This window comes from Rathayibacter sp. AY1E3 (genome assembly GCF_002932235.1).
In the GTDB taxonomy this organism is placed as follows: domain Bacteria; phylum Actinomycetota; class Actinomycetes; order Actinomycetales; family Microbacteriaceae; genus Rathayibacter.
Window position 1 is genome coordinate 258,259 of sequence record NZ_PSVN01000003.1, and the last position, 26,316, is coordinate 284,574.

Genomic DNA, 26,316 nt, shown 5'->3' on the forward strand with positions numbered 1-26,316 from the left:
TCCGCGGGACGGGCCCCGCCTGTGCCGGGCTCGACCCACCGGACGCCCCCTCCGAGCCCTAGCATCTCCCTGTGCGCCCCGCCGAACCCCTCGTCTGAAGAGAGTCCCCTGGAATGGCAACTGAGACCGTCGTCCGCCCGAAGGCGAAGGTGCGTGTCGGAGATCGGGTCTTCTCGATCTCGACCGTCGCCGCCGGCTCCCTCATCCTCCTCGTCCTCGCCGCCGTCGCGATCTTCCTGATCGCGCAGTCGATCCCCGCGTTCACCGCGCCGGCCGGCAGCCTCCCCGGCGACGCGACGAGCTTCTGGGCCTACGTCGGCCCCCTGGTGTTCGGCACGGTCTGGTCGGCGGTGATCGCCCTGGTGATCGCCCTGCCGCTCTCGATCGCGATCGCCCTCTTCATCTCGCACTACGCGCCGCGCCGCATCGCGATGGCCCTCGGCTACGTGGTCGACCTCCTCGCCGCCGTCCCCTCGGTGGTCTTCGGCCTCTGGGGCGCGACCGTGCTGGCGCCGATGGTGCAGCCCTTCTACCTCTTCCTCAACGTGAACATCGGCTGGTTCCCGCTCTTCGGCGGCCAGGCGTCGGGCACCGGCAAGACGATCCTCACCGCCTCGGTGGTGCTGGCCGTCATGGTCATCCCGATCATCACCGCGGTCTGCCGCGAGATCTTCCTCCAGGCCCCGCGCCTGCACGAGGAGGCGGCGCTCGCGCTCGGCGCGACCCGCTGGGAGATGATCCGCATGGCCGTCCTGCCCTTCGGCGCCCCGGGCATCGTCTCGGCCGCCATGCTCGGCCTCGGCCGGGCCCTCGGCGAGACGCTCGCCGTCGCGATGGTGCTCTCGCCCGCGACGGTCGTCTCCTTCCTCCTGCTCACCTCGCAGAACTCGAACACCATCGCCGCGAACATCGCGCTGCAGTTCCCGGAGGCGAGCGGAGTCGGCGTCAACGTCCTCGTCGCCTCGGGCCTCATCCTCTTCGTCATCACCCTCGTCGTGAACTCGGTCGCGCGGTTCATCGTCAACCGCCGCAAGGCCTTCTCGGGAGCCAACTGATGTCCGCCGCCACCTCGTCGATGCCCTTCTCGCTGCAGGCGGGCAAGCTGCCCAAGGGCACCCCCTGGATGCTGCTCGTCGGCAGCTGGGTCGTGTTCGCCGCCGTCTTCCTGATCCTCCAGGCGGCCGGCATGATGAACGACTTCAGCCTCGTCGGCGCGATCTTCTGGGGCACCGTCCTCTTCGACGTCGCCATCTACGTGGTCTCGCGCCTGGTCGAGGGCGGCCGCAAGGCTGTCGACCGCCTCGTGACCTCGCTGGTCGCGACCGCGTTCATCATCGCGCTGCTCCCGCTGATCTCCCTGCTCTACACGGTCGTCTCCAACGGAGTCGCGCGGTTCGATCCGCTCTTCTTCTCCTCGTCGATGCGCAACGTCATCGACGCGGGCGGCGGCGCCCTCCACGCGATCATCGGCACGCTCGAGATCACGGCCATGGCCGCGCTGATCTCGGTGCCGATCGGCCTGCTCACCTCGATCTACCTCGTCGAGTACGGCCGCGGCCACCTCGCCCGGGCGATCACCTTCTTCGTCGACGTGATGACGGGCATCCCCTCCATCGTCGCGGGCCTGTTCGCCTACGCGCTCTTCGCGCTGCTCCTCGGGCCCGGCGTCCGGATGGGCTTCGCCGGCTCGATCGCCCTCGCCGTGCTGATGATCCCCGTGGTCGTCCGCTCGTCGGAGGAGATGCTGAAGCTGGTCCCGAACGAGCTGCGCGAGGCGTCCTACGCCCTCGGCGTGCCGAAGTGGCTGACCATCGTCAAGATCGTGCTGCCGACCTCCATCGCCGGCATCACGACGGGCATCACCCTCGCGATCGCCCGCGTCATCGGCGAGACCGCCCCGCTGCTCATCGTCGCCGGCTTCACCGCGTCGATGAACTACGACCTCTTCAGCGAGCGGATGATGACCCTCCCGGTCTTCGTCTACACGCAGTACGCGAACCAGGGTCCCGACGCCGAGGCGTTCCTCAACCGGGCCTGGACCGGCGCGCTGGCCCTCATCCTGATCGTCATGGCGCTGAACCTGGTCGCCCGCCTGATCGCGAAGATCTTCGCCCCCAAGCTCGGCCGCTGACACCCACCACTCGGCTCCGGCCGGAATCCCCGAAGGAAGCAATGTCCAAGCGCATCGAGGTCAACGACCTCAACGTCTACTACAGCCAGTTCCTCGCGGTGGAGGGCGTCTCGCTCGCCATCGAGCCCCGCACGGTCACCGCCTTCATCGGCCCGTCCGGCTGCGGCAAGTCGACCTTCCTCCGCACGCTCAACCGCATGCACGAGGTCATCCCCGGCGCGCACGTCGAGGGCGAGGTCCTGATCGACGGCAACAACCTGTACGGCCCGGGCGTCGACCCGGTGCAGGTCCGCCGGCAGGTGGGCATGGTCTTCCAGCGCCCCAACCCGTTCCCGACGATGTCCATCCGGGACAACGTGCTGGCCGGCGTGAAGCTCAACAACCGCCGCATCTCGAAGTCGGACGCGGACGCGCTCGTCGAGCGCTCGCTCCAGGGCGCGAACCTCTGGAACGAGGTGAAAGACCGCCTCGACAAGCCGGGCTCCGGTCTCTCCGGCGGCCAGCAGCAGCGTCTGTGCATCGCCCGCGCGATCGCCGTCTCCCCCGACGTCCTCCTCATGGACGAGCCCTGCTCCGCCCTCGACCCGATCTCGACCCTCGCGATCGAGGACCTCATCGAGGAGCTCAAGAACGACTACACGATCGTCATCGTGACCCACAACATGCAGCAGGCCTCGCGCGTCTCGGACCGCACCGCGTTCTTCAACATCGCGGGCACCGGCAAGCCGGGCAAGCTCATCGAGTACGACGACACCGCGACGATGTTCTCGCGCCCGTCCGTCCAGGCGACCGAGGACTACGTCTCGGGCCGCTTCGGCTGATCCGCCGCAGACGAGAGCGAGCCGCGTCCCTCCGGGGTCGCGGCTCGCTCTCGTTCCACCGCGTTCCCTCCGGGAACGAGAAGAGCCGCACTCCGTGAGGGGAGTGCGGCTCTTCTCGTGCTCGGGCCGTCAGGCGATGTCGATCGCCAGTATCGGATCGGTGGTCGGAGTCGGCGAGCCGCCGGCGTCCTCGACCGTCACGGCGACGACTCCGCCCTCGGTGAGGCTCCCCTCGAGCGGGGCCACGGTGCTGCCCTCTCCCCCGTCGAACGTCCCTGCGGCGACCGGACCGGACGAGCCGATGTACCAGAGCTCGTAGGTCTTGTCCTCCGGCAGCGGCGCCAGGTCGTCCACCACGAGGGCGGAGCGGCCGAGCGAGCTCGACCAGACCAGCGTCGCCTGCTCGCCGGTGGCGACCGTGCCGGTCGTCTCCTGCGCGTCGGGGGCGCTGCGGATCTGCTCCAGAGCCGTCTGCTGCTGCGTCTGGCCGGGGCCGGACGAGAGCAGCGGCGGAAGGGTCACTCCGCCGACCAGGATCACCGCGGCGGCCGCGGCCGCCGAGAGGTAGACCGCGGGGCGGGCGAACCAGCGGCTCCGGGCGCGGTTCGCGGCGCTGCCGCCACCGTCCCGGCGAGCCGTCGGACCGCTCCGCTCGCCCTCGGAGGCGACGGGGACCAGACGGGGCGCGGCGGGCGCCTCGTGGTCCTCGTCGGGCTCCTCCAGCGGCAGCTGCGGAGTGGTGGCGATGAGCGCCATCAGGTCGGCCTTGAAGCCCGGCGAGGGCTCCACGGCGGGTGCGTCGGCGACCAGCGCCTCCGCCACCTCGGCGAACGCGTCGGCCTCGCCGCGCGCCTCCGGGTGCTCGGAGAGGAAGCGCTCGTAGCGCTCCTGCTCCTCGGGCGTCAGGATGCCCAGTGCGTGACCCGCCGCGAGATCGCGCGGGTCGTCCATCCCGTCGGGGAGTCGCACATCGTTCACAGGGCCACCCCCATCTCTTCTCGAAGTCTGATCATTCCGTCACGCAGGCGTGTCTTGACGGTTCCCACGGGGCACTGCAGGATCCCCGCGATCTCGCTGTGCGAGTATCCGCCGTAGTAAGCGAGCTGCAGCGCCTGCCGCTGCAGTTCCGTCAGGCGGCCCATGGCGGCCGCGACCTTCTCGTGCTCGAGGGACACCTCCGCCTGCTCGGAGACCTGGTCGTAGTCGCGTCCGAGGTCTCGGATTCCGATGCGCATGTCCCGATCACGGCCGGCTTGAGCCGCGCGGACCCTGTCGATGGCCCTGCGGTGTGCCATCGTGAGGATCCAGGTCGTCGCGCTTCCTTTATTCGGAGCGAAACGCCCAGCGGTTTGCCAGATCTCGAGGAAGACCTCCTGGGCCACCTCCTCGGACTGGGAGCGGTCGACGAGGACGCGGATGATCAGGCCGAGGACCCGGCCGGCCATCTGGTCGTAGAGCGCGGCGAACGCGGCCTGCTCTCCCCCGGCGATGCGCTCGAGGAGGACAGCCGCCTCCGCTGTGGTGTCGTCCGTCATCAGCCCCGCCTCGCCCGCGCCCGGGCTGAAAGATTCCGCGTCATCCAGAAGGCTGTCACGGCCAGGCCTGCAACGACGACCGACACCTCGATCGGATGCGTCACGAATCGGACATCCAGCGCCAACGGGCCGATCGGCACGAGCGCGGGGTCGCCCAGCCGGGGGGCCAGCCAGAGCGAGATCACGGCCACCGCCGCAGCGGTGATGCCCGGATAGCTGCGCGGGCGGATGAGGACCCAGAGCCCGGCGAGCACGTCGAGGACCGCGAGGACGCGCATCACCGTGCCCTGCGAGAGCGAGACCCCCGCGGCGAACTGGGCGCCCTCCGCGTCGTCGACGCTCGGCGCGGCGAGGAGGTAGAGGGCGGCGACGACCAGCAGCCCCGCCCCCGCCCAGACGCGCGCGCCGATCCGGAGAGCTCTGCTGTTCTTCATTCCGCTGGCGCCTGTCTGTGGGGACTCGGGCGAGGATCGACTCCTCCTGGGCCCTCGCCTCGCGCACCGTGGCGGCGATGCGAGCAGAGAAGGGGCCGGACCGCAGGAACGCCTCTCGGCGCGAGGCCGCTCGAAGCGGCTATAAGTGGAGCCCGGGGTTACTGCGATCCGGCTTCCGCCAGTCTACCAAAGGCCTCCGCGGTGGCGGCGAGCGGCGTTCGCAGTGGGTGAACGCGGGTTGCGCGTCACTCCAGGGAGTCGCTCCGCCACAGCCGCGCGCAGCTCACGAGCTCGGCCGCGGTGGTCGAGAGGCGCAGGGCGCGGGTGGTCAGCTCGCTCGCCCGGGCGGTATTCACCGGCTCCACGTCGTCGGCGACCGAGACGGCTCCGGAGGCGCTCACGCGGCAGAACGCCGCGGCGCGGTCCAGTGCCACCGCGAAGTCGCCGTCGAAGACGCCGCGGAGGATCCGGTCGGCCAGCTCGGTGATCTCGGCCGGCCCCGTGGGAGTGCTGGCTCCGGCGACCACCGGGTCGATCGTGGCGGACAGCTCGACTCCGCGCTGGTAGAGGAAGCTCGTGCTCTCCGGGTCCTGCCGGATGACCAGCCGCAGCAGGTAGATCCGCCAGAGGGCGCCCGGCAGGCTCGCCGCGCTGGAGCGCGCCCAGAGCTCGGCCAGCGCGTCGATGCCGTTGTGGTCGGTGTACTCGACCAGGCGGTCGATGACCACCGGGTCGGGGTCGTTCCGGACACGGCTCAGCAGCGCGATCGCGGTCTCGTGGGCGACGCGGCTGATCTGCGCCGGGTCCTCTCCTCCCTGGAACGCCTCGAAGACGTGGGAGGGGAACTTGGTCGGCTTGTGGAAGCCGTCTGTCATGGGGCCGCCTTCCGCGGTCGTGCGCGCGGACGCTCTCGCGCTCGCGCTCCGTAGGGGGTTCGAGGAGGGTAACGCCCGCGGCTGGGCGGGTATGCCCGCGCGGAGGACGCGGTCCGCTCCGGGATCGTCCGCGCTCCGGGCCGCACCTGCTCCGGGCCGCACCTGCTCCGGGGGCGCCGACGGCCCGCTACCCTGGAGCGCGCGGGCCTCTAGCTCAGTTGGCAGAGCAGCGGACTTTTAATCCGCGGGTCGTCGGTTCGAGCCCGACGGGGCCCACCACACGACCGCCTGGTCGCGCTTTCCGGACAGTGCCAGGGCGCAGCCAGGTCGCCGCACTACCGTGCAGAGGTGCTGACCGTCCTCCGCGTCCTCCTGCGCCGGCCGCGGCTGTGCGAGGCGTGCCGCGTCCGGCCGGCCCGCCGCCGTGACCCGTTCTGCTCGACGGACTGCGCGAAGACGTACTACCTCTACCTCTGACGCCTCGTCCGGGCCGCGGTGCTCCGCGACGGCGTCACTCGTGGCAGAGCGACCACACCTCATCCGGGTAGTCGCGGACCTTCTCGCCGACGAGCAGGCGCCAGCGGCCGTCCTGGTGCTCGAGCAGGCGGCCGGTGACGACCTCCGAGAGCCAGTCGGAGTCGATCCGGTACCAGCGGACGAGGCGGACGGTCGTCGCGGTGTGCGAGACGCGGGTCGTCATCGCGGGAGTCCCTTCTCGAGGAGGGAGCGGGGTGCTGGAACCAGCGGGGCGTTCGACGCGCGAACGGGGGGATGACCCGCGCCGGGACGACTCCGTTGTCGACCGGCCGGGAGACTGCGGCGGGCATCCGGCGGACCGGATGCCAGGAACTCTAGACGACCGCGCGGACGGTGTCTGTCCCGTCGCCGGTCACAGCGGAGCGACTCCGTTCAGCGGGCTCAGGGCTGAACGGTGCAGCCGGCCGGGCGCGTCTGCCGGAACGCCGCCGCCTCGCGGGTGCGGGAGCGGAGCCTCCTCGCGCGGCGGCGGAGGAGCCGCTCGCTCGGGCCGAAGGCTCCGGATTCGAGGAGCTGGCGGAGGGACAGGGTCACCTGCCGGGCCAGACGGGGATCGATGCGGCCGGGGATCCGGATCGCGTCGATGAGGTCGAGGGCGTTGCGCGTGGTGCGGGAGATCGCCATGACGGAACCCTAGGGACGCCGGGGCGCGGTGTGCGCGCCCCGGACGGGGGCGCCGACGGGGACTGATGCTCAGCCCCGGGGCGCCCCGGCGGGATCAGTCGTGCCCGTTGCTGCCGTCGCCACGGCCCGTGGAGGACTGCAGGCGGTCGATGTGCTCGGAGGCCTGGGCCTTGGTGAGGTCGGCGGGCAGGGTCTCGCCCGCCTCGCGCGCGAGGGTGTCGAGGTAGCTGCGCTGCGGGCCGGTCATCGGCTCGTCGCCGGTGACCCAGTCGGACGGGTCCTTGCTGGCGCTGGTGTCGCTGCCGTCGTCGGCACGGGCGCCGAGGACGTCGCCCTCGGTCTTGACATCGGGATCGGTGGTGTTGTCATCGCTCATGGTGCGACCGTACGCCCGACCACCGACGTCGACGAGGGCTTGCGGAGCGGGCCCGGGCGCCCCGCTTCACGAGCCGAGCAGCGCGTGCGCGACGGTGAAGATGACCAGCCCGGCCAGGGAGCCCACGACGGTGCCGTTGATCCGGATGAACTGGAGGTCCTTCCCGACCTGCAGCTCGAGCTTCTCGGACGTCTCGCGCGGGTCCCAGCGGTGGATGGTGTCGCCGATGATGCTGGCGATGTCGGTGCGGTAGCGGTCGACCAGGTTGGCCGCGACCGATCCGATCCAGGAGTCGACGGTCGCCGCGAGGCCGGCGTCGGTCGAGAGCCGGCGGCCCAGATCGACCACGATCGACTCGATGCTGCCGCGGAGGGGGCTCGACGGGTCGTCCATCGCGCCGAGGAGGGAGGCCTTCGTCGCCTCCCAGGCGTCCCCGGCGAGCTCGCGGACGCGCGGGCTGTCGAAGGCGCGGTTCTTGATCTCCTCGACCCGGGCGATCAGGTCGGGGTCGGTGCCCAGATCCTGCGCGAGCGTGGCGAGGTAGCCGTCGATCGCGATCCGGAACGGGTGAACCTGGTCCTCGCGCACCGCGGCGACGAAGACGAGAGCCTCGCGGTACAACCGCTCGTCCACCGCTCGGCTGACCGCGGAGGGCAGCCAGCTCGGCAGGCGGCCGCTGACCATGCGGGTGAAGCTCTGCGGGTTCGCGGTCAGCCACGCCTCCGCCTGCTCCACCAGCGTGTCCACGAGGCGCCGGTGGTGGCCGGCCTCGACCACGCTTCCCACCAGCGAGCCCAGCGGCGGACCCCACTGCGGGTCGAGGAGGTGGCGCCGTGCCAGCGCCTCGATCACGCGCTGCACGTCGGAGTCGTCCAGCAGGGCGATCGCCGAGCGGACGGCCGCGGCGCTCTCGCCGCCGACCCGGTGCGCGTTCTCCGGCTCGGCGAGCCACAGCCCCGCCCGCCGGGCGATCCCGAAGGAGTCGAGCTTCTCGCGCACGATGGCGCCGCGGAGGAAGTTCTCCTCGACGAACTGCGCGAGGCTCGCGCCGATCTCGTCCTTCTTGGTCGGGATGATCGCGGTGTGCGGGATCGGCAGGCCCAGCGGCCGCCGGAACAGCGCGGTCACGGCGAACCAGTCGGCGAGCGCGCCGACCATCCCGCCCTCGCTCGCGGCCCGGACCCACTGCAGCCACGGGTAGCGCTCCTGCAGGGCGAACGACACGGCGAAGACGACGGCCATCACCACGAGCAGGCCCGTGGCGAGCCGCTTCATCCGGACGAGAGCGACGCGCTTGGCCTCGTCGTCGCGCCCGACCGCCGCGAGGGTGGTCATGACGCGGTGGGGAACCCCTCGTGGCGGATGCCCCACGCGACGGTCCACTCCTCGCCCGGCTCGAGCCAGCGCAGGCCCTGCCCGCTGTTGAACGCCTCGGCGGGAGCGGTCATCGGCTCCACGGCGATCGCGGTCTTCACGTCGTCGCCGTCGGGGAAGATCCGGGTGATGAAGACCTGGATGAAGTTGTGCGAGGCGTCGGCCCAGAGGAGCACGCGGCGGCCGTCCGCGGCGCGGAGGCCGTGCACGCTCTCGCCGTCGACCATCCGGACGTCGGCCCAGGCGTCGTCGAGCTCCAGGTCGCCGATGCGGCGGCCGGAGCGGAGGTCCCACTCGGTGCCCTCGACCGGGTTCTGCACGGTGGGGTTGAGGCGCTCGTCGACCTCGATGTGCACCGCCGCGTCGACGGTGATCTCGAGCTCGTCGGTCGGCACGTCGCCGATGGCGAGGAAGGGGTGCGTGCCGATGGCGACGGGTGCCTCGTCGGCTCCGACGTTGACGACGCGGTGGACGACCTTCAGCCCGTCGGCCTGCAGCTCGTAGCGGACCGAGGTCTCGAGGTGGAACGGGTAGCCCGCCTGGGGCACGACCGGCGCGGCCAGCTCGACGAAGGACGGGCCCTGGTCGACGAGGCGGTACGGGGTGCTCACCAGGAGGCCGTGGATGGCGTTGTGGTACTTCGGCTCGGTGATCGCGAGCTGGAGCGTCTCGCCGCGGTGGTGCCAGCGCCCGTCCTTGACGCGGTTGGGCCAGGGCATCAGGACGATGCCCGAGCCGAACGGCGGGACGGTGCTCTCCGGGTAGGAGGCGGTGATCTCCACTCCGTCGACCGAGAGGTGGCGCAGCGCTGCGGCCACCTCCGTCACGACGGCGTGCAGGGTGCGTCCCTCGGCGGTGAGATCGAGCGGGAACTGGCGCCCGGTGGCGGGGGCGGGGGTGAAGTCGGCCATTCCTCGATCCTACGGACTGACGCGCTCGCCGAGCGTCCGGCAGCGGGTGACCGCGAGCCCCGCCTCCTCCAGAGCGGCGACGAGTCCGTCGGCGGCCCCCGCCCCCGTGAGCAGACGGTCGAACTCGTCGGGAGCGGCGACCCGGCCGAGGTCGACCACTCCGAGCTTCGAGGAGTCCGCGACCACGACCCGGCGGGTCGCCGCCTGCAGCATCCGGCGCTTCAGGGTCGCCTCCGGGAGGTTGACGTTGGTGACGCCGGCCTCGGGGTGCACGCCGGTGCAGCCGATGAAGGCGATGTCGGCGCGGATCCGCTCGAGCAGCTCGGACGCGAGCGGCTCGACCAGCGAGTGCTGCAGCGGCCGCAGAGTGCCCCCGGTGACGACGACCGTGAAGCGCGGGATGGCCGGCTCGAGCGCCAGCGCCGTGGAAAGGCCGTTCGTGATCACCGTGACGTCGCGCAGCTCCTCCCGCGCCACGAGCGCGTGCGCGATGGCGAGCGGGGTGGTGCCCACGTCGAGCACGATGCTCTGCCCGGAGGAGACGGAGGCGGCGGCCTCCTCGCCGATCGCGGCCTTCTCGTCGGAGGCGGCGCTCAGGCCCTCCTCGAGCGAGCGCTCGCCGGTGGGCCTCGGCGCCGGGATCGCCCCTCCGCGCACCCGCTGGAGGACACCCTCGCTCGCGAGCAGGGCGAGATCGGAGCGGACCGTGACGACCGAGACCCCGAGCATGTCGGCCATCGGGGCGACCCCGACGAAGCCCGAGCTCTCGGCGGCCAGACGCAGCCGCAGCCGGCGCTCGATCGCCGACGTGGACTCCTGCTCGCCGTCCGTTCTCATCCGCCCATCGTGCACGCGGGCCGGTGGACTTGTCAAAGGGAAAACGAGCTTTCCTTTTCGAAGGTGCGGCCCTAGTCTGACTCCTGCCATGAACGAAGCGATCACACTCTCCGCCGGCGTCGTCAAGCGCCCGCACACGCTGGCCGACGGCCGCGAGCTCCTCTACTTCGACGACGCCGATACGACGCTCCCCCCGGAGCGCGCCGCCGACGCCCGCCACCTCGACCCCCGCCCCGCCACCGCGCGGATGCGCCAGGACGTGCTGACCGGCGAGTGGGTCTCCATCGCCGCGTCGCGCCAGAACCGCGTGTTCCTGCCGCCGGCCGAGCTCGATCCGCTCGCCCCGGCGTCGCCGACGAACCCGTCGGAGGTGCCCAGCCGCTACGACGTCGCCGTCTTCGAGAACCGCTCCCCCTCCTTCGGCCCGCTCCTCGAGGACGCGGACGCGCCCGCCTCCCTGGAGGACCTGCGCACCCTCGGGCTCGGCCGGACGCTGACCAGCGTCGGCCGCTGCGAGGTCGTCTGCTTCAGCCCCGAGCACGAGGGCTCGTTCGCCACGCTCAGCGCCTCCCGCGCCCGGACCGTGGTCGAGGCCTGGGCCGACCGCGTGGGCGCCCTCTCGGCCCTTCCCGGCGTGCAGCAGGTCTTCCCGTTCGAGAACCGCGGCGAGGCGATCGGCGTCACGCTGCACCACCCCCACGGGCAGATCTACTCCTACCCCTACGTCACGCCGCGCACGACCCGCCTGCTCGCCTCGCTCGACAGCTACGGGCCGTCGATGTTCGCCGACGTCCTCGCCTTCGAGCAGGCCGGCGAGCGCGTCCTCCTCCGCGGCGAGCACTTCACCGCGTTCGTGCCGTTCGCCGCGCGCTGGCCCGTCGAGGTGCACCTCCTGCCGCACCGCCACGTCCCGGACCTGGCGGCGACCACCCCGGAGGAGCGCGACGAGCTGGCTGTGATGTACCAGCGCCTGCTCCGCGGCATCGACGCCCTCTACGACACCCCGACGCCCTACATCGCCGCCTGGCACCAGGCCCCGGTGCACGAGCGCCGCGACGAGGTGCGCCTGATGCTCCAGATCACCTCGCCCCGCCGCGCCGAGACGAAGCTCAAGTACCTCGCGGGGAGCGAGGCCGCGATGGGCGCCTGGATCGGCGACATCGCCCCCGAGACGAGCGCCGCGGCCCTGCGCGCGGCGATCGAGCGGGCCGACGCGGCCGTGCTCGAGGCCGGGATCGCACAGCGCCCCGACGCGGCGCTGCCGGTCGCCGCGCACAGCGACGACTCGCTTCCCGGCGGCGCCGCCACTCCCGCCACCACCGCCGCCGACATCGCCAAGGAGAACCGATGACCGCCGCTCCCGCCTCCCTGACCGCCGTCGCCGAGAGCGCGGCCGCCGCCTTCGAGCGCACCTTCGGCCGCCCTGCCGCGGGCGTCTGGGCCGGCCCCGGCCGCGTGAACCTGATCGGCGAGCACACCGACTACAACGACGGCTTCGTCTTCCCCTTCGCGATCGACCGCGCCACGGCGATGGCCGTCGCTCCGAGGGAGGACCGCCTGATCCGGATCAGCAGCGCCTTCTCCCCCGAGGTGGTCGAGGTCGCTCTCGACGAGCTCGGCCCCGGCGCCGTGACCGGCTGGTCGGCCTACCCGCTCGGCGTGGTCTGGGCGCTCACCGAGTACGGCGTCGACCTGGGCTCCCGCGCGGGCTTCGACGCGTACGTCGACTCCGACGTGCCGGTCGGCGCGGGGCTCTCGAGCTCCGCGGCACTGATGTGCGCGATGGCCGTCGCCCTCGACGAGCTCTGGGACCTCGGCTTCGACCGCGCGACGATGGCCCGCGTCGGCCGTCGCGCCGAGAACGTCGCGGTCGGCGCCCCCACCGGGATCATGGACGAGTCCGCCTCCCTCTTCGGAAAGCGCGACGCCGCGGTGTTCCTGGACTGCCGCAGCCTCGACACCGAGGTCGTCCCCCTCGGCTTCGAGGAGGCCGGGCTCGTCCTGCTCGTCGTCGACACCCGCGTCGAGCACGCGCACGCCACCGGCGGCTACGCCGAGCGGCGCGCCTCCTGCGAGCTCGGCGCCGCGACCCTCGGCGTGCCGTCGCTCCGCGAGCTGACGGTCGACGACCTGCCGCGCGCCCAGGAGCTCCTCGACGACGTCACCTACCGGCGCGTGAAGCACGTCGTGACCGAGGACGCCCGCGTGCTCGAGACCGTCCGCACCCTGCGCGAGCACGGTCCCCGGGCGATCGGCGATCTGCTCGACGCCGGCCACGTCTCACTCCGCGACGACTTCGAGATCTCGGTGCCCGAGCTCGACACCGCCGTCGAAGCGGCGCGCGGCGCCGGAGCGATCGGCGCCCGGATGACCGGCGGCGGCTTCGGCGGCTCCGCGATCGCCCTCACTCCGGTGGAGAAGGAGGAGGAGGTCCGCGCCGCGGTCCTCGCCGCCTTCGCCGAGAGGGGCTTCACGACTCCGGAGCTCTTCCTGGTCACGGCCGCCGACGGCGCGGGCCGCGTGCTCTGACCCCTGCTCTCGTCGACGCCCCCTGCGATCTCGGATCGCAGGGGGCGTTCGTCGTCCAGTCGGCGCTACGGCGCCGGATCCGGCGGGACGACGGCGCGCGCCTCTCCCCCGGTGACCCGGACCAGCTCGGCGAAGCCCGTCGGGTAGACGGTGTGTGCGTGCCCGGCCGCCGCCCAGACAACGTCGGAGGCGGCGAGGGCCGTGTCGACCACGGTGCGCAGCGGCGCGGGATGGCCCACCGGCGCGATCCCGCCGATCGTCTGGCCCGTCGCGGACTTCACCTCCGCGGCCGGCGCCCGCGTGATCGATCCGCCCAGCTGCACGCCCAGCCAGGCGGTGTCGACGCGGTGGCCGCTGCTGGTCAGGACCAGCAGCGGCGCACCGTCGAGCAGGAACACGAGCGAATTGGCGATCTGACCGACGTCGACGCCCAGCGCCTCGGCCGCCAGTGCGGCCGTCGACGCGGCCGAATCGAGCCAGCGCACGGTCGGGTGCACGCCGTGCCGGTCGAGGTCGGCGAGGACGCGGTCGACGGCCGGGTGGCTCCGTTCGCTCATGCCGCCGAGGCTAGCGCCCCGGCCGCGCTCACTTCTCGAACGTGGAGGCGTCGATCACGAAGCGGTAGCGGACGTCCGAGGCGAGGACGCGCTCGTAGGCCTCGTTGATCTGCGAGGCAGAGACGACCTCGACCTCGCTCGCGATGCCCTTCTCGGCGCAGAAGTCGAGCATCTCCTGGGTCTCGCGGATGCCGCCGATGCCCGAGCCCGCGAAGGAGCGACGGGCGCCGAAGAGCGTGAAGACGTGCAGCGGCAGCGCCTCGGCCGGAGCGCCCACGTTCACCATCGTGCCGTTGCGGCGCAGGAGCCCCAGGTAGGCGTCGAGGTCGAGGGGCGCGCTGACCGTGTTGACGATCAGGTCGAAGGTGTTCGCGAGATCGGTGAAGGTCGCCTCGTCGCGCGTCGCGTAGTAGTGGTCGGCGCCCAGGCGGAGGCCGTCCTCCTTCTTGCTGAGGGTCTGCGAGAGCACGGTGACCTCGGCGCCCATCGCGTGCGCGAACTTGACGGCCATGTGGCCGAGCCCGCCGAGGCCGACGACGGCCACGCGCTTGCCGGGGCCCGCCTCCCAGTGCGAGAGCGGCGAGTAGGTCGTGATGCCCGCGCACAGCAGCGGGGCGGCTGCCTCGTAGGGGATCGACTCCGGGACGCGGAGCACGAAGTCCTCGACGACGACGACGTGCGTGGAGTAGCCACCCTGGGTGATGGTGCCGTCGCGGTCGACGGAGGCGTAGGTACCGGTGTTGCCCTTCAGGCAGTACTGCTCCTCGCCCGCGAGGCAGTTCTCGCACTCGCGGCAGGAGTTCACCATGCAGCCGACGCCGACGCGGTCGCCGACGGAGTGCTTGGTGACCTCGGAGCCGACCTCGGCGACGACGCCGACGATCTCGTGGCCGACGGTCAGCGGGTACGCCACCGGACCCCAGTCGCCGCGGACGGTGTGGATGTCGGAGTGGCAGATGCCGGAGTAGGCGATCTCGATGAGCACGTCGTGCGGTCCGACGTCGCGGCGCTCGATGGTCGTGGGGACGAGCGGCTCGGTCGCGGAGGGGGCGGCGTAGGCGGTGACGGTGAGCATGGGTTCTCCTCGTGGGGCGGGGCGCGCTCCGAGGACGTGTCCGACGGGGTGGGGGACGCGAGAGCGCCGTGCCACGCTACCGGCAGGCGACTGGGCGTCGCCCCCGAGCGCGGTCCGGCGCGGGTCCCGTGGCGCGGTACCGGTCAGCGCAGGGCGCGCTCGGCCGCCGTCACCACGTTGTGGATGAGCATCGCGCGCGTCATCGGGCCGACGCCGCCGGGCACGGGCGAGAGCCAGCCCGCGACCTCCGCCACCTCCGGCGCGACGTCGCCGGTCAGCTTCGCGCGGCCCGTCTCCGGGTTCTCGACCCGCGTGATGCCCACGTCGAGCACGGCGGCGCCGGGCTTCACCCAGTCGGCGCGGATGAGCCCGGGCACGCCCACGGCGGCCACCACGATGTCGGCGCGGCGCACCTCCGCGGCGAGATCGGCCGTGCGGGAGTGGGTGAGGGTCACGGTGGCGTCGAGGCCCTTCCGCGTGAGCAGGAGCCCGAGCGGACGTCCGACGGTGAGCCCACGGCCCACGACGACGACGTGCCTGCCCGAGGTCGGGATGCCGTGGCGCTGCAGCATCTCGACGATCCCGTTCGGCGTGCAGGGCAGCGGGCTGTCCAGCTCGCCCTCGACGCCGAGAACCAGGCGGCCGAGGTTGGTGGGGTGCAGGCCGTCGGCGTCCTTGTCCGGATCCATGAGCTCGAGCATCGCGTTCTCGTCGATGCCCTTCGGCAGCGGGAGCTGGATGATGTACCCGGTCACGGCCTCCGAGTCGTTGAGCTGCCGGATGGCGGCGCGGATGTCGTCCGCCGACGCGGTCGCGGGGAGGTCCACGCGGATCGACTCGATCCCGACCTCCGCGCAGTCGCGGTGCTTGCCCGCGACGTACGAGCGGGAGGCGGGATCGTCCCCCACCAGCAGCGTGCCGAGCCCGGGCACGACGCCCCGCTCGCGCAGAGCGGCGACCCGCTCCGCGATCTCCGTCTTGACCGCCGTCGCCGTCGCGACGCCGTCGAGTACCTGTGCCGTCATCTCGGGCTCCTCGGTCGTGGCGCGGCGGAGAGGGGCGGTGCCCCGGCCTCCGCCGCGCGGGTGGTGCAGCGGATCGACTACAGCCCGGGGTAGAGCGGGAAGTCGTCGGTGAGGCGGGCGACGCGGGCGCGCAACGCCTCGAGGTCGGCCGAGGGCTTGAGCGCCTCGGCGATGACGTCGGCGACCTCGGTGAACTCCGTGTCGCCGAAGCCGCGCGTCGCGAGCGCCGGCGTGCCGATGCGCAGGCCCGAGGTGACCATCGGCGGGCGGGGGTCGAACGGCACGGCGTTGCGGTTGACCGTGATGCCGACCTCGTGGAGGCGGTCCTCGGCCTGCTTGCCGTCCAGCGGCGAGTCGCGCAGGTCGGCGAGGACGAGATGGACGTCCGTGCCGCCGGTCAGGACGTCGATGCCCTCGGCCTTCGAGTCGGCCGCCGTGAGGCGCTCGGCGAGGATCTGCGCGCCGCGGATGGTGCGTGCCTGGCGGTCGGCGAACTCGGGCTCGCCGGCGAGCTTGAACGCGGTCGCCTTCGCGGCGATCACGTGCATGAGCGGGCCGCCCTGCTGGCCGGGGAAGACGGCCGAGTTCAGCTTCTTGGCGTACTCCTGCTTCGCGAGGATGAGCCCCGAGCGCGGGCCGGCCAGCGTCTTGTGGACGGTGGTGGTCACGACGTCGGCGTAGGGCACCGGCGACGGGTGCAGCCCCGCCGCCACGAGGCCGGCGAAGTGGGCCATGTCGACCCAGAGCTTCGCGCCGACCTCGTCGGCGATGGCGCGGAACGCCTCGAAGTCGAGCTGACGGGGGTAGGCGGACCAGCCGGCGATGAGCACCTGCGGGCGGACCTCGAGGGCCTTCTCGCGGACCGCGTCCATGTCGATGCGGAAGGTCTGCGGGTCGACGCCGTACGCGGTCGCGTTGTAGAGCTTGCCCGAGAAGTTCAGCTTCATGCCGTGGGTCAGGTGGCCGCCGTGCGCGAGCTCGAGGCCGAGGATGGTGTCTCCGGGCTGCACGAGCGCGGCGAGCGCCGCGGCGTTGGCGGAGGCTCCGGAGTGCGGCTGGACGTTGGCGAACTCGGCGCCGAAGAGGGCCTTGGCGCGGTCGATCGCGAGCTGCTCGGCGATGTCGACGTACTCGCAGCCGCCGTAGTAGCGGCGTCCGGGGTAGCCCTCGGCGTACTTGTTGGTCAGGACGGAGCCCTGCGACTCGAGGATCGCGCGCGGCACGAAGTTCTCGCTCGCGATCATCTCGAGGTAGCCGCGCTGGCGGTCGAGCTCCTGCTGGAGCACGGCGGCGATCTCGGGGTCGACCACCGACACGGGCTGGTCGAACGAGGCGGCGACGCCGGGGCTGGCGGGGGAAGAGGACACGGACGCTCCTTGGCTGGGAAACGGAAGGGGCCCGGCAGGTCGCTGCGGCGCGACACGGCTCGTTCGGGCGACCCGATCTACGGTATCCGTTCCAGCCCAGGCGTGCGGCGGGAAAAGTGTCCGGGGCGCCGCCCCGGAGGAGGTGCCGCTCCCTGATGGTCACCCATCCGAACGCCAGTCGCGGCGGGCTCACTCTAGCAAGCGGGCCGGGTGGCGCGGGAGTCGCGCCAGTCGGGGGCGGGCACGCGCGATCGTGCGACGATCCCTCGGGCGGTCCCGGCGCGGGACCGGGAGGGAGGGCGTCGCCGTGAGTCCTCGACGCCGCTCCGAGCGCATCGACGGCCGCAGCGACGAGGAGCTCGTCGCGCTGGTCCGGGAGGGCCGCACCGACGCGGTCTCCGAGCTCTGGCGCCGCCACTCCTCGGCCGGGCGCACCGTGGCCCGGGCGTGGGCGAGCAGCTCCGACCCCGACGACCTGGTCTCGGAGGCGTTCCTCCGCGTCCTGCGGGCGATCGAGCGCGGCGGCGGACCCGAGGGCGCCTTCCGCCCCTACTTCTTCACCACCGTCCGCAACGTCGCGGGATCCTGGGCCCGGCGGGACCGGCACGAGCGGCCGTTCGACGAGGCCGACCGCGCCCTCCCCTCTGCCGGCCCCGATCCCGAGGCGCACGCCCTCGCCGCCCTCGAGCGCGACCTGGGCGCGCGCGCGTTCCGGGCGCTGCCGCCGCGCTGGCAGGAGGTGCTCTGGTACACGGAGGTGGAGGGCCTGTCCCCCGCCGCCGCCGCACCGCTGATGGGCCTGCGGCCCAACGCGGTCGCAGCGCTCGGGGTGCGGGCGCGGGAGGGGCTGCGCTCCGCGTGGATCCGGGAGCACGTGGCGGACGCCTCGGCGACGGGCGAGTGCGAGTGGGTGCTCGAGCGGGCGGGGACGTACGCGCGAGGACGAGCCCCCGTCCGGGACAGGCACCGCATCGATCGGCACCTGGACGGGTGCCTCTCCTGCCGGGAGGCGCTGGCGGAGGCCGAGAGCACTGCGCGCCGCCTCGCGTCGGTGCTGCTGCCGCTCTCGGCCGGCGTGAGCGGTGCGGCAGCCTGGGCGGCGGGCGGGGGCTCCGGCGCGGCCTCCGGTCCGCTGCCGAGCGCGGTCCGGGCGTCGAGCGCGGTTCGAGCGTCGAGAGCGGTCCGAGCGTCGAGAGCGGGCAGCGGAACAGGAGTGGTCGTCGCCGCGTCCGCTGCGGCGGCACTCGCGATCGCGGGAGTCGTCGGGGCGGCGGTTCTGCTGTCCGGGAACGGGGGCGGCGCGCTCGTGGCGGCGGAGGACGCCTCCGCGCGGGTGGACGAGCGTGCAACGGCCGAGGCGGCTGCGCCCACATCGAGCGGAGGAGCGGCGGCGAGCGCCGACCGGCCGGAGACGGACCCGGAGGCCGCGGACCGGACGAGTGCAGCGGACGGCGATCCGGCGGGGCGGTCCAGCGGTTCCGGCGCCGCTCCGAGGAGCACGGTGCCGGCCGTGGCCGGACGGGCTGCGTCGGACGATGCCGGAGCGACGCGCGCGACCCCCGGGAGGACGGGACGCCCGCCGCAACAAAAGCCGTCCCACGATCCCGTCGGCGCACCGGCGTCGAGAGGGATCGAGGCGACCGCCTCCCCGACTCCTGCCGCCGAGCCCGCCCCGTCCCGCCCTGCCGTGACCGGCAGCCCCGCACCGGCGCCCCCGCGCAGAAGCGCCCGAGCACGCTGCAGACCCTGCTGCGCCTCGTCCCCTTCGTCGGCGACTCCCTGCCCCGGCTGGTCGGCGGCATCGCGGTCGCGCTCGTGGCGAGCCTGGTGTCGCTGGTCATCCCGATCGTCCTGCAGCAGCTCGTCGACGGGCCGCTGGGGGACGGAGCGGCCTCCGCCGGCTCCGGCGACCTCGGGCCGCTGATCGGCCCGGTCGCCGTCATCCTCGTGCTCGGCGTCGTCGAGGCCGGTGCCATCGCGCTGCGCCGCCGGATGGTCCTCACCCCCAGCACGCGGATCGAGGCGCGCATGCGCTCGGCGCTCTACAGCCGCCTGCAGGACCTCCCCGTCTCGTTCCACGACCGCTGGCAGAGCGGGCAGCTCCTGTCGCGGGCGATGAGCGACCTCAGCCTCATCCGCCGCTGGATAGCCTTCGGCTTCGTCCTGCTCGTGGTCAACGCGCTGACGATCGTCGTCGGCTTCGGCGTCCTCGTCTACTGGAACCCGATCCTCGGCGTGCTCTTCGTCGTGTGTTCGATCCCGGTCTGGATCTACGGGTTCGCGTTCGAGAAGCGCTACTCGAGCATCGCGCGCCGCAGCCAGGACCAGGCGGGCGACCTCGCCACGACCGTCGAGCAGTCGGTGCACGGCATCCGCGTCCTCAAGGCCTTCGGCCGCCACCAGCACGCGCTGGAGAACTTCGCCGGCCAGGCCGAGAAGCTCCGCGGCACCGAGATCGACAAGGCCCGCGCCATCGCCGGGATCTGGCTCGTCCTGCTGCTGGTGCCGGACATCGCGTTCGCGCTCTGCCTGCTCGGCGGGGTCTGGCTCGCCGCGGCCGGCCAGCTGAGCGTCGGCGAGCTGTTCGCCTTCTTCGCCACCGCGACCGTGCTGCGCTGGCCGGTGGAGTCGATCGGCTTCCTCCTCTCGATGACCTTCGACACCCGCACGGCGGTCGACCGCTACTTCGAGGTGATGGACAGCCGGAACACCATCACCGACCCGGAGGACCCCGAGACGATCCTCGAGCCGCGCGGCCGGGTGCGCTTCCGCGACGTCCACTTCCGCTACCAGGACGCCCCCGAGCGCTACCGCGACCTCCTCGACGGCGTCGACCTCGAGGTCGAGCCGGGCGAGACGATGGCACTGGTCGGCATCACCGGCTCCGGGAAGACGACGCTCACCGCGCTGCTCCCGCGCCTCTACGACGTGACCGGCGGAGCCATCGAGCTCGACGGCGTCGACATCCGCCGGCTCCGCCGCGACGAGCTGCGCACGCACATCGGCATGGCGTTCGAGGACGCGACGCTCTTCTCCACCAGCGTGCGCGAGAACGTCCTCCTCGGCCGACCCGACGCGACCGAGGAGGAGCTGCTCGAGGCCCTCGAGATCGCGCAGGCCGACTTCGTCCACCGCCTTCCCGAGGGCCTGGACACGAAGGTGGGCGAGGAGGGGATGAGCCTCTCCGGCGGCCAGCGCCAGCGCCTGGCCCTCGCCCGCGCGGTGGCCGCTCGTCCGGCGGTGCTCGTCCTCGACGACCCGCTCTCGGCGCTCGACGTCGACACGGAGGCGCGCGTCGAGGCAGGGCTGCGCCGCGTGCTCGGCGACACCACGGCGATCATCGTCGCCCACCGCCCCTCGACGGTGGCGCTCGCCGATCGCGTGGCACTGATGGAGGAGGGCCGCATCACCGCGGTCGGCACCCACAGCGAGCTGCTCGCGAGCAGCCCGCACTACCGCTTCGTCATCTCGAGCCTCGAGGAGGACGAGCTGACCCGGCCCGCCGGGACCGAGCGCATCGGCTCCCGCCCCACGACGACCCACCAGGAGACGCGATCATGAGCACGCTCGGTTCCTCCGAGGAGCGCGACGACCTCAGCAGAGCGGAGTCGGCGGCCCTGCGCCGGCGCTCGCTGCAGCTGCTCGGCTCCCTGCTGCGGCCGCTCCGGCTGCGGCTGGTGCTCACCGCGGTCGTGGTCGTCGTCGCGACCGCTGCCCAGGTCGCGGGACCGGCGCTGATCGCGGCGGGCATCGACAACGGTCTGCCCGCGGTCCTCGCGGGGAACGCGGTCCCGCTGGCGGTCACGGTCGGCGCCTACATCCTCACCGGACTCGTCGGCGCGCTCCTGGTCGCCTGGTACACCGTGCTCTCCGCGAGGGTGAGCCAGACGATCCTGATCGACCTGCGCAAGCGGGTCTTCCTGCACACCCAGAAGCTGAGCCTGGAGTTCCACGAGAACTACACCTCCGGCCGGATCATCTCGCGCCAGACCAGCGACCTCGACTCCATCCGCGAGCTGCTCGACTCCGGCATCAACCAGCTGGTGCAGGGTGCGCTCTACATGGGCTTCGTCGCGATCGCCCTCGTCTCCCTGGACGGCGTGAGCGGCATCGTGCTCGCCTGCGCCCTGGTGCCGCTCGCGCTGCTCACCCGCTGGTTCCAGAAGCGGTCGCAGGCGCTGTTCCGCGGCACCCGCGTCGCCTCGTCGCGACTGATCGTGCAGTTCGTGGAGTCGATGACCGGCATCCGCGCCGTGCAGACCTTCCGCACGCAGAAGCGCAACGAGTCGGTGTTCGGCGGGGTCGTCGAGCAGTACCGGCTCGCCTACAAGCGCGTCTTCGGGGTGTTCGGCACCTTCGACCCCGGGCTCGTGCTGATCGGCAACGTCACCGTCGCCGTGGTGCTGTTCATCGGCGGCGTCCGCGTGCTCGACGGCGGGCTCGAGATCGGCGCGCTGCTGGCGGTCCTGCTCTACACCCGGCGCTTCTTCGACCCGGTGCAGGAGATGGCGATGTTCTACAACTCCTACCAGTCGGCGGCCGCCGCGCTCGAGAAGATCTCGGGCGTGCTGGCCGAGGAGCCGAGCGTCCCGGATCCGGCCCGCCCGGTCGACCTGCGGCAGGCGCGGGGCCGCCTCGGCTTCGAGGGCGTCCGCTTCGCCTACACCGCCGACCGCGAGGTGCTGCCGCGCTTCGACCTCGACATCCCCGCCGGGCAGACCATCGCCCTCGTCGGGTCCACGGGCGCCGGCAAGACGACGCTCGCCAAGCTGATCTCGCGCTTCTACGACCCGAGCGACGGCGTGGTGACCCTCGACGGCGTGGACCTGCGGCAGCTGCACCCGAAGGACCTGCGGCGCGCGATCGTGATGGTCACCCAGGAGGCGTACCTCTTCTCCGGATCCGTCGCCGACAACATCGCGATCGGGCGGCCGACCGCGTCCTACGACGAGATCGTCCGGGCCGCGCAGGCGGTCGGCGCGCACGAGTTCATCCAGGCGCTGCCGGACGGCTACGACACCGACGTGAACAAGCGCGGCGGCCGCGTCTCGGCCGGTCAGCGCCAGCTGATCTCGTTTGCCCGCGCGTTCCTGGCCGACCCGGCGGTGCTGATCCTGGACGAGGCGACCTCCTCCCTCGACATCCCGAGCGAGCGCCTGGTGCAGCAGGGCCTGCAGACGCTCCTGGCGGACCGCACGGCGGTCATCATCGCGCACCGCCTCTCGACGGTCGCGATCGCCGACCGGGTGCTGGTGATGGAGCACGGCCGCATCGTCGAGGACGGCACCCCGGAGGCGCTCATCGCCGGCGAGGGCCGCTTCGCCACCCTGCACGCGACCTGGCGGGACTCGCTCGTCTGAGCGGCTCCCGCTCGCGACTAACGCCCTTGAGCCGATCCCGGCTCAGGGGCGCCAGCGTGCGCTGCGCACGTCGACGCGCCAGCCGCCCGGCGTGACGACGAGGGGCGTGCCCTCGCGCTCGTACTCCCGGCGGGCGCGCTCCTCGTGGCCGACCGGGGGCGCTCCTCCCGCGCGGACGACGCGCCACCAGGCGGTGTCGGAGCCGTAGCGGGCCATCACCGTGCCGACCGCGCGTGCCGCACGCGTGCCGAGGACCGCGGCGATCTCGCCGTAGGCCATCACGCGGCCGGGCGGGATGGAGGCGACCACCTCGAGGACGGCGGAGACGAAGTCGGCCGGCTCCGCTGCCTCCGGCGCCGCGCTCAGAGCGTCAGCGCCCCGATGTTCTCGCCGTACTGCGTCTCGCCGACGACCTCGAAGCCGATCCAGCGGAAGAACTGCTCCGGGCCGTCCTCGCCGGACTCCCAGATCACCGTGAGGGTGTCGAAGCCGCGGGCGCGCGCCTCGTCGGCGGTGGCGCGGACGGCGAAGGTGCCCACGCCGCGGCCCTGCTTCGCCGCGTCGATGTTGATGCGCCAGATGCAGCTGCGGAACTCCTCCGCCGCCTCCGGGTCGAAGTGCGCGTGGATGAAGCCGACCAGCTCGTCGCCGTCCATCACGGCCCGCTGCCAGGAGGCGCCCGGGTCGATCACCGCGGCGGCGGCGGAGTAGGAGACCGGCGCGATGAACTGCTCCTGGCCGGGTTTGAGGCTCAGACCGTTCACGGCGGAGATGTTCGAGGCGGACAGCTCTTCCAGGCGGAGGTCACTCATGCCGTCACTGTACCGGCGGCGCAGGACGGCGGGCATCCTCCTGTCGGGCGACGTGCGCCGGCCCCGGCGCGGACGATCGAGAACTGTCTCGACATCGAGACAGTTCGGGCCTCGGGTAGGCTGGCGGAGGCCATCCGGAGCGGTGCAGAGCCGCCCGTCCCGCACAGGTGCGGGGTCATCGACACCATGGGAGAGCAATGTCCAAGATCAAGGTTGAGGGAACGGTCGTCGAGCTCGACGGCGACGAGATGACGCGCATCATCTGGCAGAAGATCAAGGACACCCTCATCCACCCGTACCTCGACGTGAACCTCGAGTACTACGACCTCGGCATCGAGTACCGCGACGAGACGGACGACCAGGTCACGATCGACGCGGCGCACGCCATCCAGAAGCACGGCGTCGGCGTGAAGTGCGCGACCATCACCCCCGACGAGGCCCGCGTCGAGGAGTTCGGCCTCAAGAAGATGTGGAAGTCGCCCAACGGCACGATCCGCAACATCCTCGGCGGCGTGATCTTCCGCGAGCCCATCATCATCTCGAACATCCCGCGCCTGGTCCCCGGCTGGAACAAGCCGATCATCATCGGCCGCCACGCGTTCGGCGACCAGTACCGCGCCACCGACTTCGTCTTCAAGGGCAAGGGCACGCTGACCGTCGAGTTCACGCCCGAGGACGGCTCCGAGCCGATGAGGTTCGAGGTCTACAAGGCCCCGGACGACGGCATCGCGCAGGTCCAGTACAACCAGGACGCGTCGATCCGCGACTTCGCCCGCTCGTCGCTGAACTACGGCCTCTCGCGCAACTACCCGGTCTACCTCTCCACCAAGAACACGATCCTCAAGGCCTACGACGGCCGCTTCAAGGACATCTTCGAGGAGATCTTCGAGACCGAGTTCAAGGAGCGCTTCGACGCCGCGGGCCTCACCTACGAGCACCGCCTCATCGACGACATGGTCGCCTCGGCCATGAAGTGGGAGGGCGGCTACGTCTGGGCCTGCAAGAACTACGACGGCGACGTCCAGTCCGACACCGTCGCGCAGGGCTTCGGCTCGCTGGGCCTGATGACCTCCGTGCTCTCCACGCCCGACGGCAGCGTCGTCGAGGCGGAGGCGGCGCACGGCACCGTCACGCGCCACTACCGCCAGCACCAGGCAGGCAAGCCCACCTCGACGAACCCGATCGCCTCGATCTACGCCTGGACGCGCGGCCTCGCGCACCGCGGCAAGCTCGACGGCAACCAGGAGCTCATCGACTTCTCGCTCACCCTGGAGGACGTGGTCATCAAGACGGTCGAGTCCGGGAAGATGACGAAGGACCTCGCCCTGCTCGTCGGCCCCGAGCAGGGCTGGCAGACGACCGAGGAGTTCCTCGCGACCCTCGATGAGAACCTGAAGGCCCGCATGTCGGCCTGATCTCCGGCTTCAGCAGACGCGTCCGGCCCGCACGATCCACGGATCCTGCGGGCCGGAGGCGTCTCCGGGCCCGGTGGGACGCGCCCTTGCCGAGCGCCTCAGAGCGCCCGGGCGAGGTCCTCCATCGCGTGGAGCGGATCGGGCCCCGACGGCATCAGCACGACGCTCGACGCACCGGCCTCGTGCAGCAGGCCGATGCGGCGACGAGCGTCCTCGGGAGTGCCCACGACGGCCAGCTGGTCGACCCAGGCGTCGGGCAGGTCGCGGACGAAGGCGGCGCGGTCGGCGCTCTCGGCCCGCAGGCGGGCGAAGTCCTCGGCGAAGGGGAGCGGCTCGATGTGCGGCGCCCAGTCCGGCTCGCCGATCCACTCGAGTCCCGGCCGGACCGCGTCGCGCGCGGCGGCCGCGTCGTCGTCCACGGCGGCCACGTTGTAGGCGACGATCCGTCCGGTGCCGCCCAGGTGGCCGCGGGCCGCCGCGAGGTACTCCGGAGTGACGGGCTCGGCCAGGACGACCCCGTCGGCGATCCGGCCCGCGAGCGCCAGCGACTTCGGTCCGCGGACGCCGGCCAGCAGCGGCGGCACGACGGCGGGCGGCGACTCCAGGACGAGGCCGTCCACGTGCACGTAGCGGCCGGAGCGGTCGGTGGGCTCGCCGGAGAGCAGCGAGCGGATCGCGTCGAACTGCTCCTCGAGCAGGGTGAGCGGGCTGCGCGGCCAGACGCCGAGGCCGCGCATCCAGTGCGGCATCCCGTGCCCGATGCCGGCGTGGACACGGCCGGGGAACAGTTCGCCGAGAGTGCCGAGCTCCATCGCGGTGAAGGCCGCCGTGCGCACGGCGGCGGGCAGGATGCCGATGCCGACGACGATCCGCTCGGTGGCGGCGAGCACCGCGCCGGCCTGGGCGATGCCGCCGCGGAAGCCGAGGTCCTCGACCACCCAGAGCTCGTCGAAGCCGAGCTCCTCGGCGCGGCGGGCGTAGACGAGCACCTCGGAGGCGGGGAGATCGCGGGGGAGCAGGACGCCGACAGCGGTGTCGGAGGAGGAGGCGCGCATCCGGCCAGCGTAGGGCGTGCGGACACGCGGAGGGCCCGCCCGCACGATCGCGGACGGGCCCTCGCTCGTCGTCCTACTCGGCGGCCGCCTCGCCGATCCGCACCTGCTCGGGGCGGGCGGTCGAGACGACCTCGATGCGGCGGGGGCGCGCCTTCTCGCTGACCGGGATGGTCACCGAGAGCACGCCGTTGTCGTAGGACGCGGCGATGCGCTCGGTGTCGACGCCCTGGCCGAGGCTCAGCTGGCGGACGAAGGTCGCCGACTGGCGCTCCCGGGTGATCCAGGTGACGTCGTCGCCGCCCGCGACGGTGCGCTGGGCGCGGATGGTGAGGAGCTGCCCGTCCACGTCGACGTCGACCGACCCGGGGTCGATGCCGGGGAGGTCGGCGGTGAGGACGTAGTGGTCGCCGTCCCGGTACAGGTCGATCGGCATCCGGCGGGGCCCCTGACCGGAGCCGAGGAGGGCGGTGGCGAGGCGGTCCAGCTCGCGGACGGGGTCGTAGGTGACAGCCATGAGATCACTCCATTCAGTCGTGCAACGAAGAGTTCCAAGAGTTGAGCCGACCCGGCTCAACGCGATTAAATTAGCACTCGGGGAGGGGGAGTGCCAACGGATCGGCCCCCTTCAGCGTCGACTTCGTTACCTGTTCGTAACAAAGCTGGGCA

Annotated in this window: 28 protein-coding genes and 1 tRNA gene; 11 read left to right on the forward strand and 18 right to left on the reverse strand. The window is 72.3% G+C overall.

Annotated features, from left to right (window positions below; all coding sequences use genetic code 11):
- The first annotated feature begins 113 nt into the window (after positions 1 to 113).
- Genes pstC through pstB form a run of 3 tightly spaced genes read left to right on the forward strand, consistent with a single transcriptional unit; the run spans position 114 to position 2,952 of the window.
- Positions 114 to 1,055 (forward strand): phosphate ABC transporter permease subunit PstC, encoded by a 942-nt coding sequence (gene pstC / locus C5C53_RS04165; protein ID WP_104227270.1) that lies wholly within the window; start codon positions 114 to 116, stop codon positions 1,053 to 1,055.
- Complete coding sequence (pstA, locus tag C5C53_RS04170) at positions 1,055 to 2,131, forward strand: phosphate ABC transporter permease PstA (RefSeq protein ID WP_104224706.1); 1,077 nt, start codon at positions 1,055 to 1,057, stop codon at positions 2,129 to 2,131. The genes pstC and pstA overlap by 1 nt, the downstream gene beginning before the upstream one ends.
- A 41-nt stretch (positions 2,132 to 2,172) precedes the next feature.
- A complete protein-coding gene (pstB, locus tag C5C53_RS04175; protein WP_104224707.1) occupies positions 2,173 to 2,952 on the forward strand; it encodes a phosphate ABC transporter ATP-binding protein PstB in 780 nt (259 codons plus the stop codon).
- Positions 2,953 to 3,081: 129 nt separating this feature from the next.
- Here the strand turns inward: pstB and C5C53_RS04180 are convergent, their stop codons facing one another.
- The 4 genes from C5C53_RS04180 to C5C53_RS04195 form a co-directional block, all read right to left on the reverse strand.
- A complete protein-coding gene (locus C5C53_RS04180; RefSeq protein ID WP_146084638.1) occupies positions 3,082 to 3,930 on the reverse strand; it encodes an anti-sigma factor domain-containing protein in 849 nt (282 codons plus the stop codon).
- Positions 3,927 to 4,487, reverse strand: coding sequence for an ECF RNA polymerase sigma factor SigK (sigK, locus tag C5C53_RS04185; protein WP_104224709.1), 561 nt, complete (start codon positions 4,485 to 4,487; stop codon positions 3,927 to 3,929). The genes C5C53_RS04180 and sigK overlap by 4 nt, the downstream gene beginning before the upstream one ends.
- Positions 4,487 to 4,921, reverse strand: coding sequence for a hypothetical protein (locus tag C5C53_RS04190; protein WP_104266897.1), 435 nt, complete (start codon positions 4,919 to 4,921; stop codon positions 4,487 to 4,489). Before C5C53_RS04190 ends, sigK begins: the two co-directional genes overlap by 1 nt.
- A 245-nt stretch (positions 4,922 to 5,166) precedes the next feature.
- A complete protein-coding gene (locus C5C53_RS04195; protein ID WP_104266898.1) occupies positions 5,167 to 5,796 on the reverse strand; it encodes a DNA-directed RNA polymerase subunit beta in 630 nt (209 codons plus the stop codon).
- A gap of 203 nt (positions 5,797 to 5,999) precedes the next feature.
- Between C5C53_RS04195 and C5C53_RS04200 the strand changes: the two genes are divergently transcribed.
- Positions 6,000 to 6,075 (forward strand) — tRNA-Lys (locus C5C53_RS04200).
- A gap of 69 nt (positions 6,076 to 6,144) precedes the next feature.
- Entirely contained in the window at positions 6,145 to 6,273 is a 129-nt protein-coding gene (locus C5C53_RS17375) for a hypothetical protein (protein ID WP_258059535.1), read from the forward strand.
- A 34-nt stretch (positions 6,274 to 6,307) separates the two neighbouring features.
- On the opposite strand, the gene C5C53_RS04205 is transcribed toward C5C53_RS17375, so the two are convergent.
- From C5C53_RS04205 to C5C53_RS04230, 6 genes are all read right to left on the reverse strand, one after another.
- Positions 6,308 to 6,496: a hypothetical protein gene (locus tag C5C53_RS04205; protein WP_104224712.1), complete on the reverse strand. Its 189-nt coding sequence runs from the start codon at positions 6,494 to 6,496 to the stop codon at positions 6,308 to 6,310.
- A gap of 218 nt (positions 6,497 to 6,714) precedes the next feature.
- A complete protein-coding gene (locus C5C53_RS04210) occupies positions 6,715 to 6,957 on the reverse strand; it encodes a hypothetical protein (protein ID WP_104256416.1) in 243 nt (80 codons plus the stop codon).
- A 94-nt stretch (positions 6,958 to 7,051) separates the two neighbouring features.
- Complete coding sequence (locus tag C5C53_RS04215; RefSeq protein WP_104224714.1) at positions 7,052 to 7,333, reverse strand: DUF3072 domain-containing protein; 282 nt, start codon at positions 7,331 to 7,333, stop codon at positions 7,052 to 7,054.
- A gap of 66 nt (positions 7,334 to 7,399) precedes the next feature.
- Positions 7,400 to 8,668: a DUF445 domain-containing protein gene (locus C5C53_RS04220; RefSeq protein ID WP_104224715.1), complete on the reverse strand. Its 1,269-nt coding sequence runs from the start codon at positions 8,666 to 8,668 to the stop codon at positions 7,400 to 7,402.
- Positions 8,665 to 9,618, reverse strand: coding sequence for an aldose 1-epimerase family protein (locus C5C53_RS04225; protein ID WP_104233900.1), 954 nt, complete (start codon positions 9,616 to 9,618; stop codon positions 8,665 to 8,667). Before C5C53_RS04225 ends, C5C53_RS04220 begins: the two co-directional genes overlap by 4 nt.
- Positions 9,619 to 9,627: 9 nt before the next feature.
- Positions 9,628 to 10,455: a DeoR/GlpR family DNA-binding transcription regulator gene (locus C5C53_RS04230; protein WP_104256413.1), complete on the reverse strand. Its 828-nt coding sequence runs from the start codon at positions 10,453 to 10,455 to the stop codon at positions 9,628 to 9,630.
- A gap of 88 nt (positions 10,456 to 10,543) precedes the next feature.
- On the opposite strand from C5C53_RS04230, the gene galT reads away from it, so the two are divergent.
- Together galT and galK are read left to right on the forward strand one after the other, a co-directional pair.
- The gene (gene galT, locus C5C53_RS04235) at positions 10,544 to 11,806 is read left to right on the forward strand and encodes a galactose-1-phosphate uridylyltransferase (protein ID WP_104266899.1); all 1,263 of its coding nucleotides are present in this window, start codon (positions 10,544 to 10,546) and stop codon (positions 11,804 to 11,806) included.
- The gene (gene galK / locus C5C53_RS04240; RefSeq protein ID WP_104266900.1) at positions 11,803 to 12,984 is read left to right on the forward strand and encodes a galactokinase; all 1,182 of its coding nucleotides are present in this window, start codon (positions 11,803 to 11,805) and stop codon (positions 12,982 to 12,984) included. The genes galT and galK overlap by 4 nt, the downstream gene beginning before the upstream one ends.
- A 65-nt stretch (positions 12,985 to 13,049) precedes the next feature.
- Here galK and C5C53_RS04245 read toward each other — a convergent pair whose 3' ends face one another.
- The 4 genes from C5C53_RS04245 to glyA form a co-directional block, all read right to left on the reverse strand.
- On the reverse strand, positions 13,050 to 13,541 hold the full coding sequence (locus C5C53_RS04245; protein ID WP_104266901.1) for a YbaK/EbsC family protein: 492 nt from the start codon (positions 13,539 to 13,541) through the stop codon (positions 13,050 to 13,052).
- A 28-nt stretch (positions 13,542 to 13,569) separates the two neighbouring features.
- Entirely contained in the window at positions 13,570 to 14,616 is a 1,047-nt protein-coding gene (locus C5C53_RS04250) for an NAD(P)-dependent alcohol dehydrogenase (RefSeq protein ID WP_104233905.1), read from the reverse strand.
- A gap of 143 nt (positions 14,617 to 14,759) precedes the next feature.
- A complete protein-coding gene (locus tag C5C53_RS04255; protein WP_104227279.1) occupies positions 14,760 to 15,641 on the reverse strand; it encodes a bifunctional methylenetetrahydrofolate dehydrogenase/methenyltetrahydrofolate cyclohydrolase in 882 nt (293 codons plus the stop codon).
- A gap of 77 nt (positions 15,642 to 15,718) precedes the next feature.
- Entirely contained in the window at positions 15,719 to 17,008 is a 1,290-nt protein-coding gene (gene glyA, locus C5C53_RS04260) for a serine hydroxymethyltransferase (RefSeq protein ID WP_104266902.1), read from the reverse strand.
- 307 nt (positions 17,009 to 17,315) lie between these two features.
- Here glyA and C5C53_RS17545 point away from each other — a divergent pair, with 307 nt between their 5' ends.
- The 3 genes from C5C53_RS17545 to C5C53_RS04275 are packed head-to-tail and all read left to right on the forward strand — an operon-like array spanning position 17,316 to position 22,368.
- Positions 17,316 to 18,932 carry a sigma-70 family RNA polymerase sigma factor gene (locus tag C5C53_RS17545; RefSeq protein WP_308470975.1) on the forward strand — a complete coding sequence of 539 codons (1,617 nt, stop codon included), beginning with the start codon at positions 17,316 to 17,318 and terminating at the stop codon, positions 18,930 to 18,932.
- Positions 18,836 to 20,569, forward strand: a complete 1,734-nt coding sequence (locus C5C53_RS04270; RefSeq protein ID WP_308470976.1) for an ABC transporter ATP-binding protein — start codon at positions 18,836 to 18,838, stop codon at positions 20,567 to 20,569. The genes C5C53_RS17545 and C5C53_RS04270 overlap by 97 nt, the downstream gene beginning before the upstream one ends.
- Complete coding sequence (locus tag C5C53_RS04275) at positions 20,566 to 22,368, forward strand: ABC transporter ATP-binding protein (RefSeq protein ID WP_104266903.1); 1,803 nt, start codon at positions 20,566 to 20,568, stop codon at positions 22,366 to 22,368. The genes C5C53_RS04270 and C5C53_RS04275 overlap by 4 nt, the downstream gene beginning before the upstream one ends.
- A gap of 42 nt (positions 22,369 to 22,410) precedes the next feature.
- On the opposite strand, the gene C5C53_RS04280 is transcribed toward C5C53_RS04275, so the two are convergent.
- Both C5C53_RS04280 and C5C53_RS04285 read right to left on the reverse strand, forming a co-directional pair.
- Entirely contained in the window at positions 22,411 to 22,734 is a 324-nt protein-coding gene (locus C5C53_RS04280; RefSeq protein ID WP_104238475.1) for an MGMT family protein, read from the reverse strand.
- Positions 22,731 to 23,180 carry a GNAT family N-acetyltransferase gene (locus C5C53_RS04285; RefSeq protein ID WP_104224946.1) on the reverse strand — a complete coding sequence of 150 codons (450 nt, stop codon included), beginning with the start codon at positions 23,178 to 23,180 and terminating at the stop codon, positions 22,731 to 22,733. The genes C5C53_RS04280 and C5C53_RS04285 overlap by 4 nt, the downstream gene beginning before the upstream one ends.
- Before the next feature lie 197 nt (positions 23,181 to 23,377).
- Between C5C53_RS04285 and C5C53_RS04290 the strand changes: the two genes are divergently transcribed.
- Complete coding sequence (locus tag C5C53_RS04290; protein WP_104224939.1) at positions 23,378 to 24,595, forward strand: NADP-dependent isocitrate dehydrogenase; 1,218 nt, start codon at positions 23,378 to 23,380, stop codon at positions 24,593 to 24,595.
- Positions 24,596 to 24,693: 98 nt separating this feature from the next.
- On the opposite strand, the gene C5C53_RS04295 is transcribed toward C5C53_RS04290, so the two are convergent.
- Positions 24,694 to 25,650: an LLM class flavin-dependent oxidoreductase gene (locus tag C5C53_RS04295; RefSeq protein ID WP_104266904.1), complete on the reverse strand. Its 957-nt coding sequence runs from the start codon at positions 25,648 to 25,650 to the stop codon at positions 24,694 to 24,696.
- Positions 25,651 to 25,723: 73 nt separating this feature from the next.
- Positions 25,724 to 26,164 (reverse strand): Hsp20/alpha crystallin family protein, encoded by a 441-nt coding sequence (locus C5C53_RS04300; RefSeq protein ID WP_104227284.1) that lies wholly within the window; start codon positions 26,162 to 26,164, stop codon positions 25,724 to 25,726.
- Positions 26,165 to 26,316: the final 152 nt, after the last annotated feature.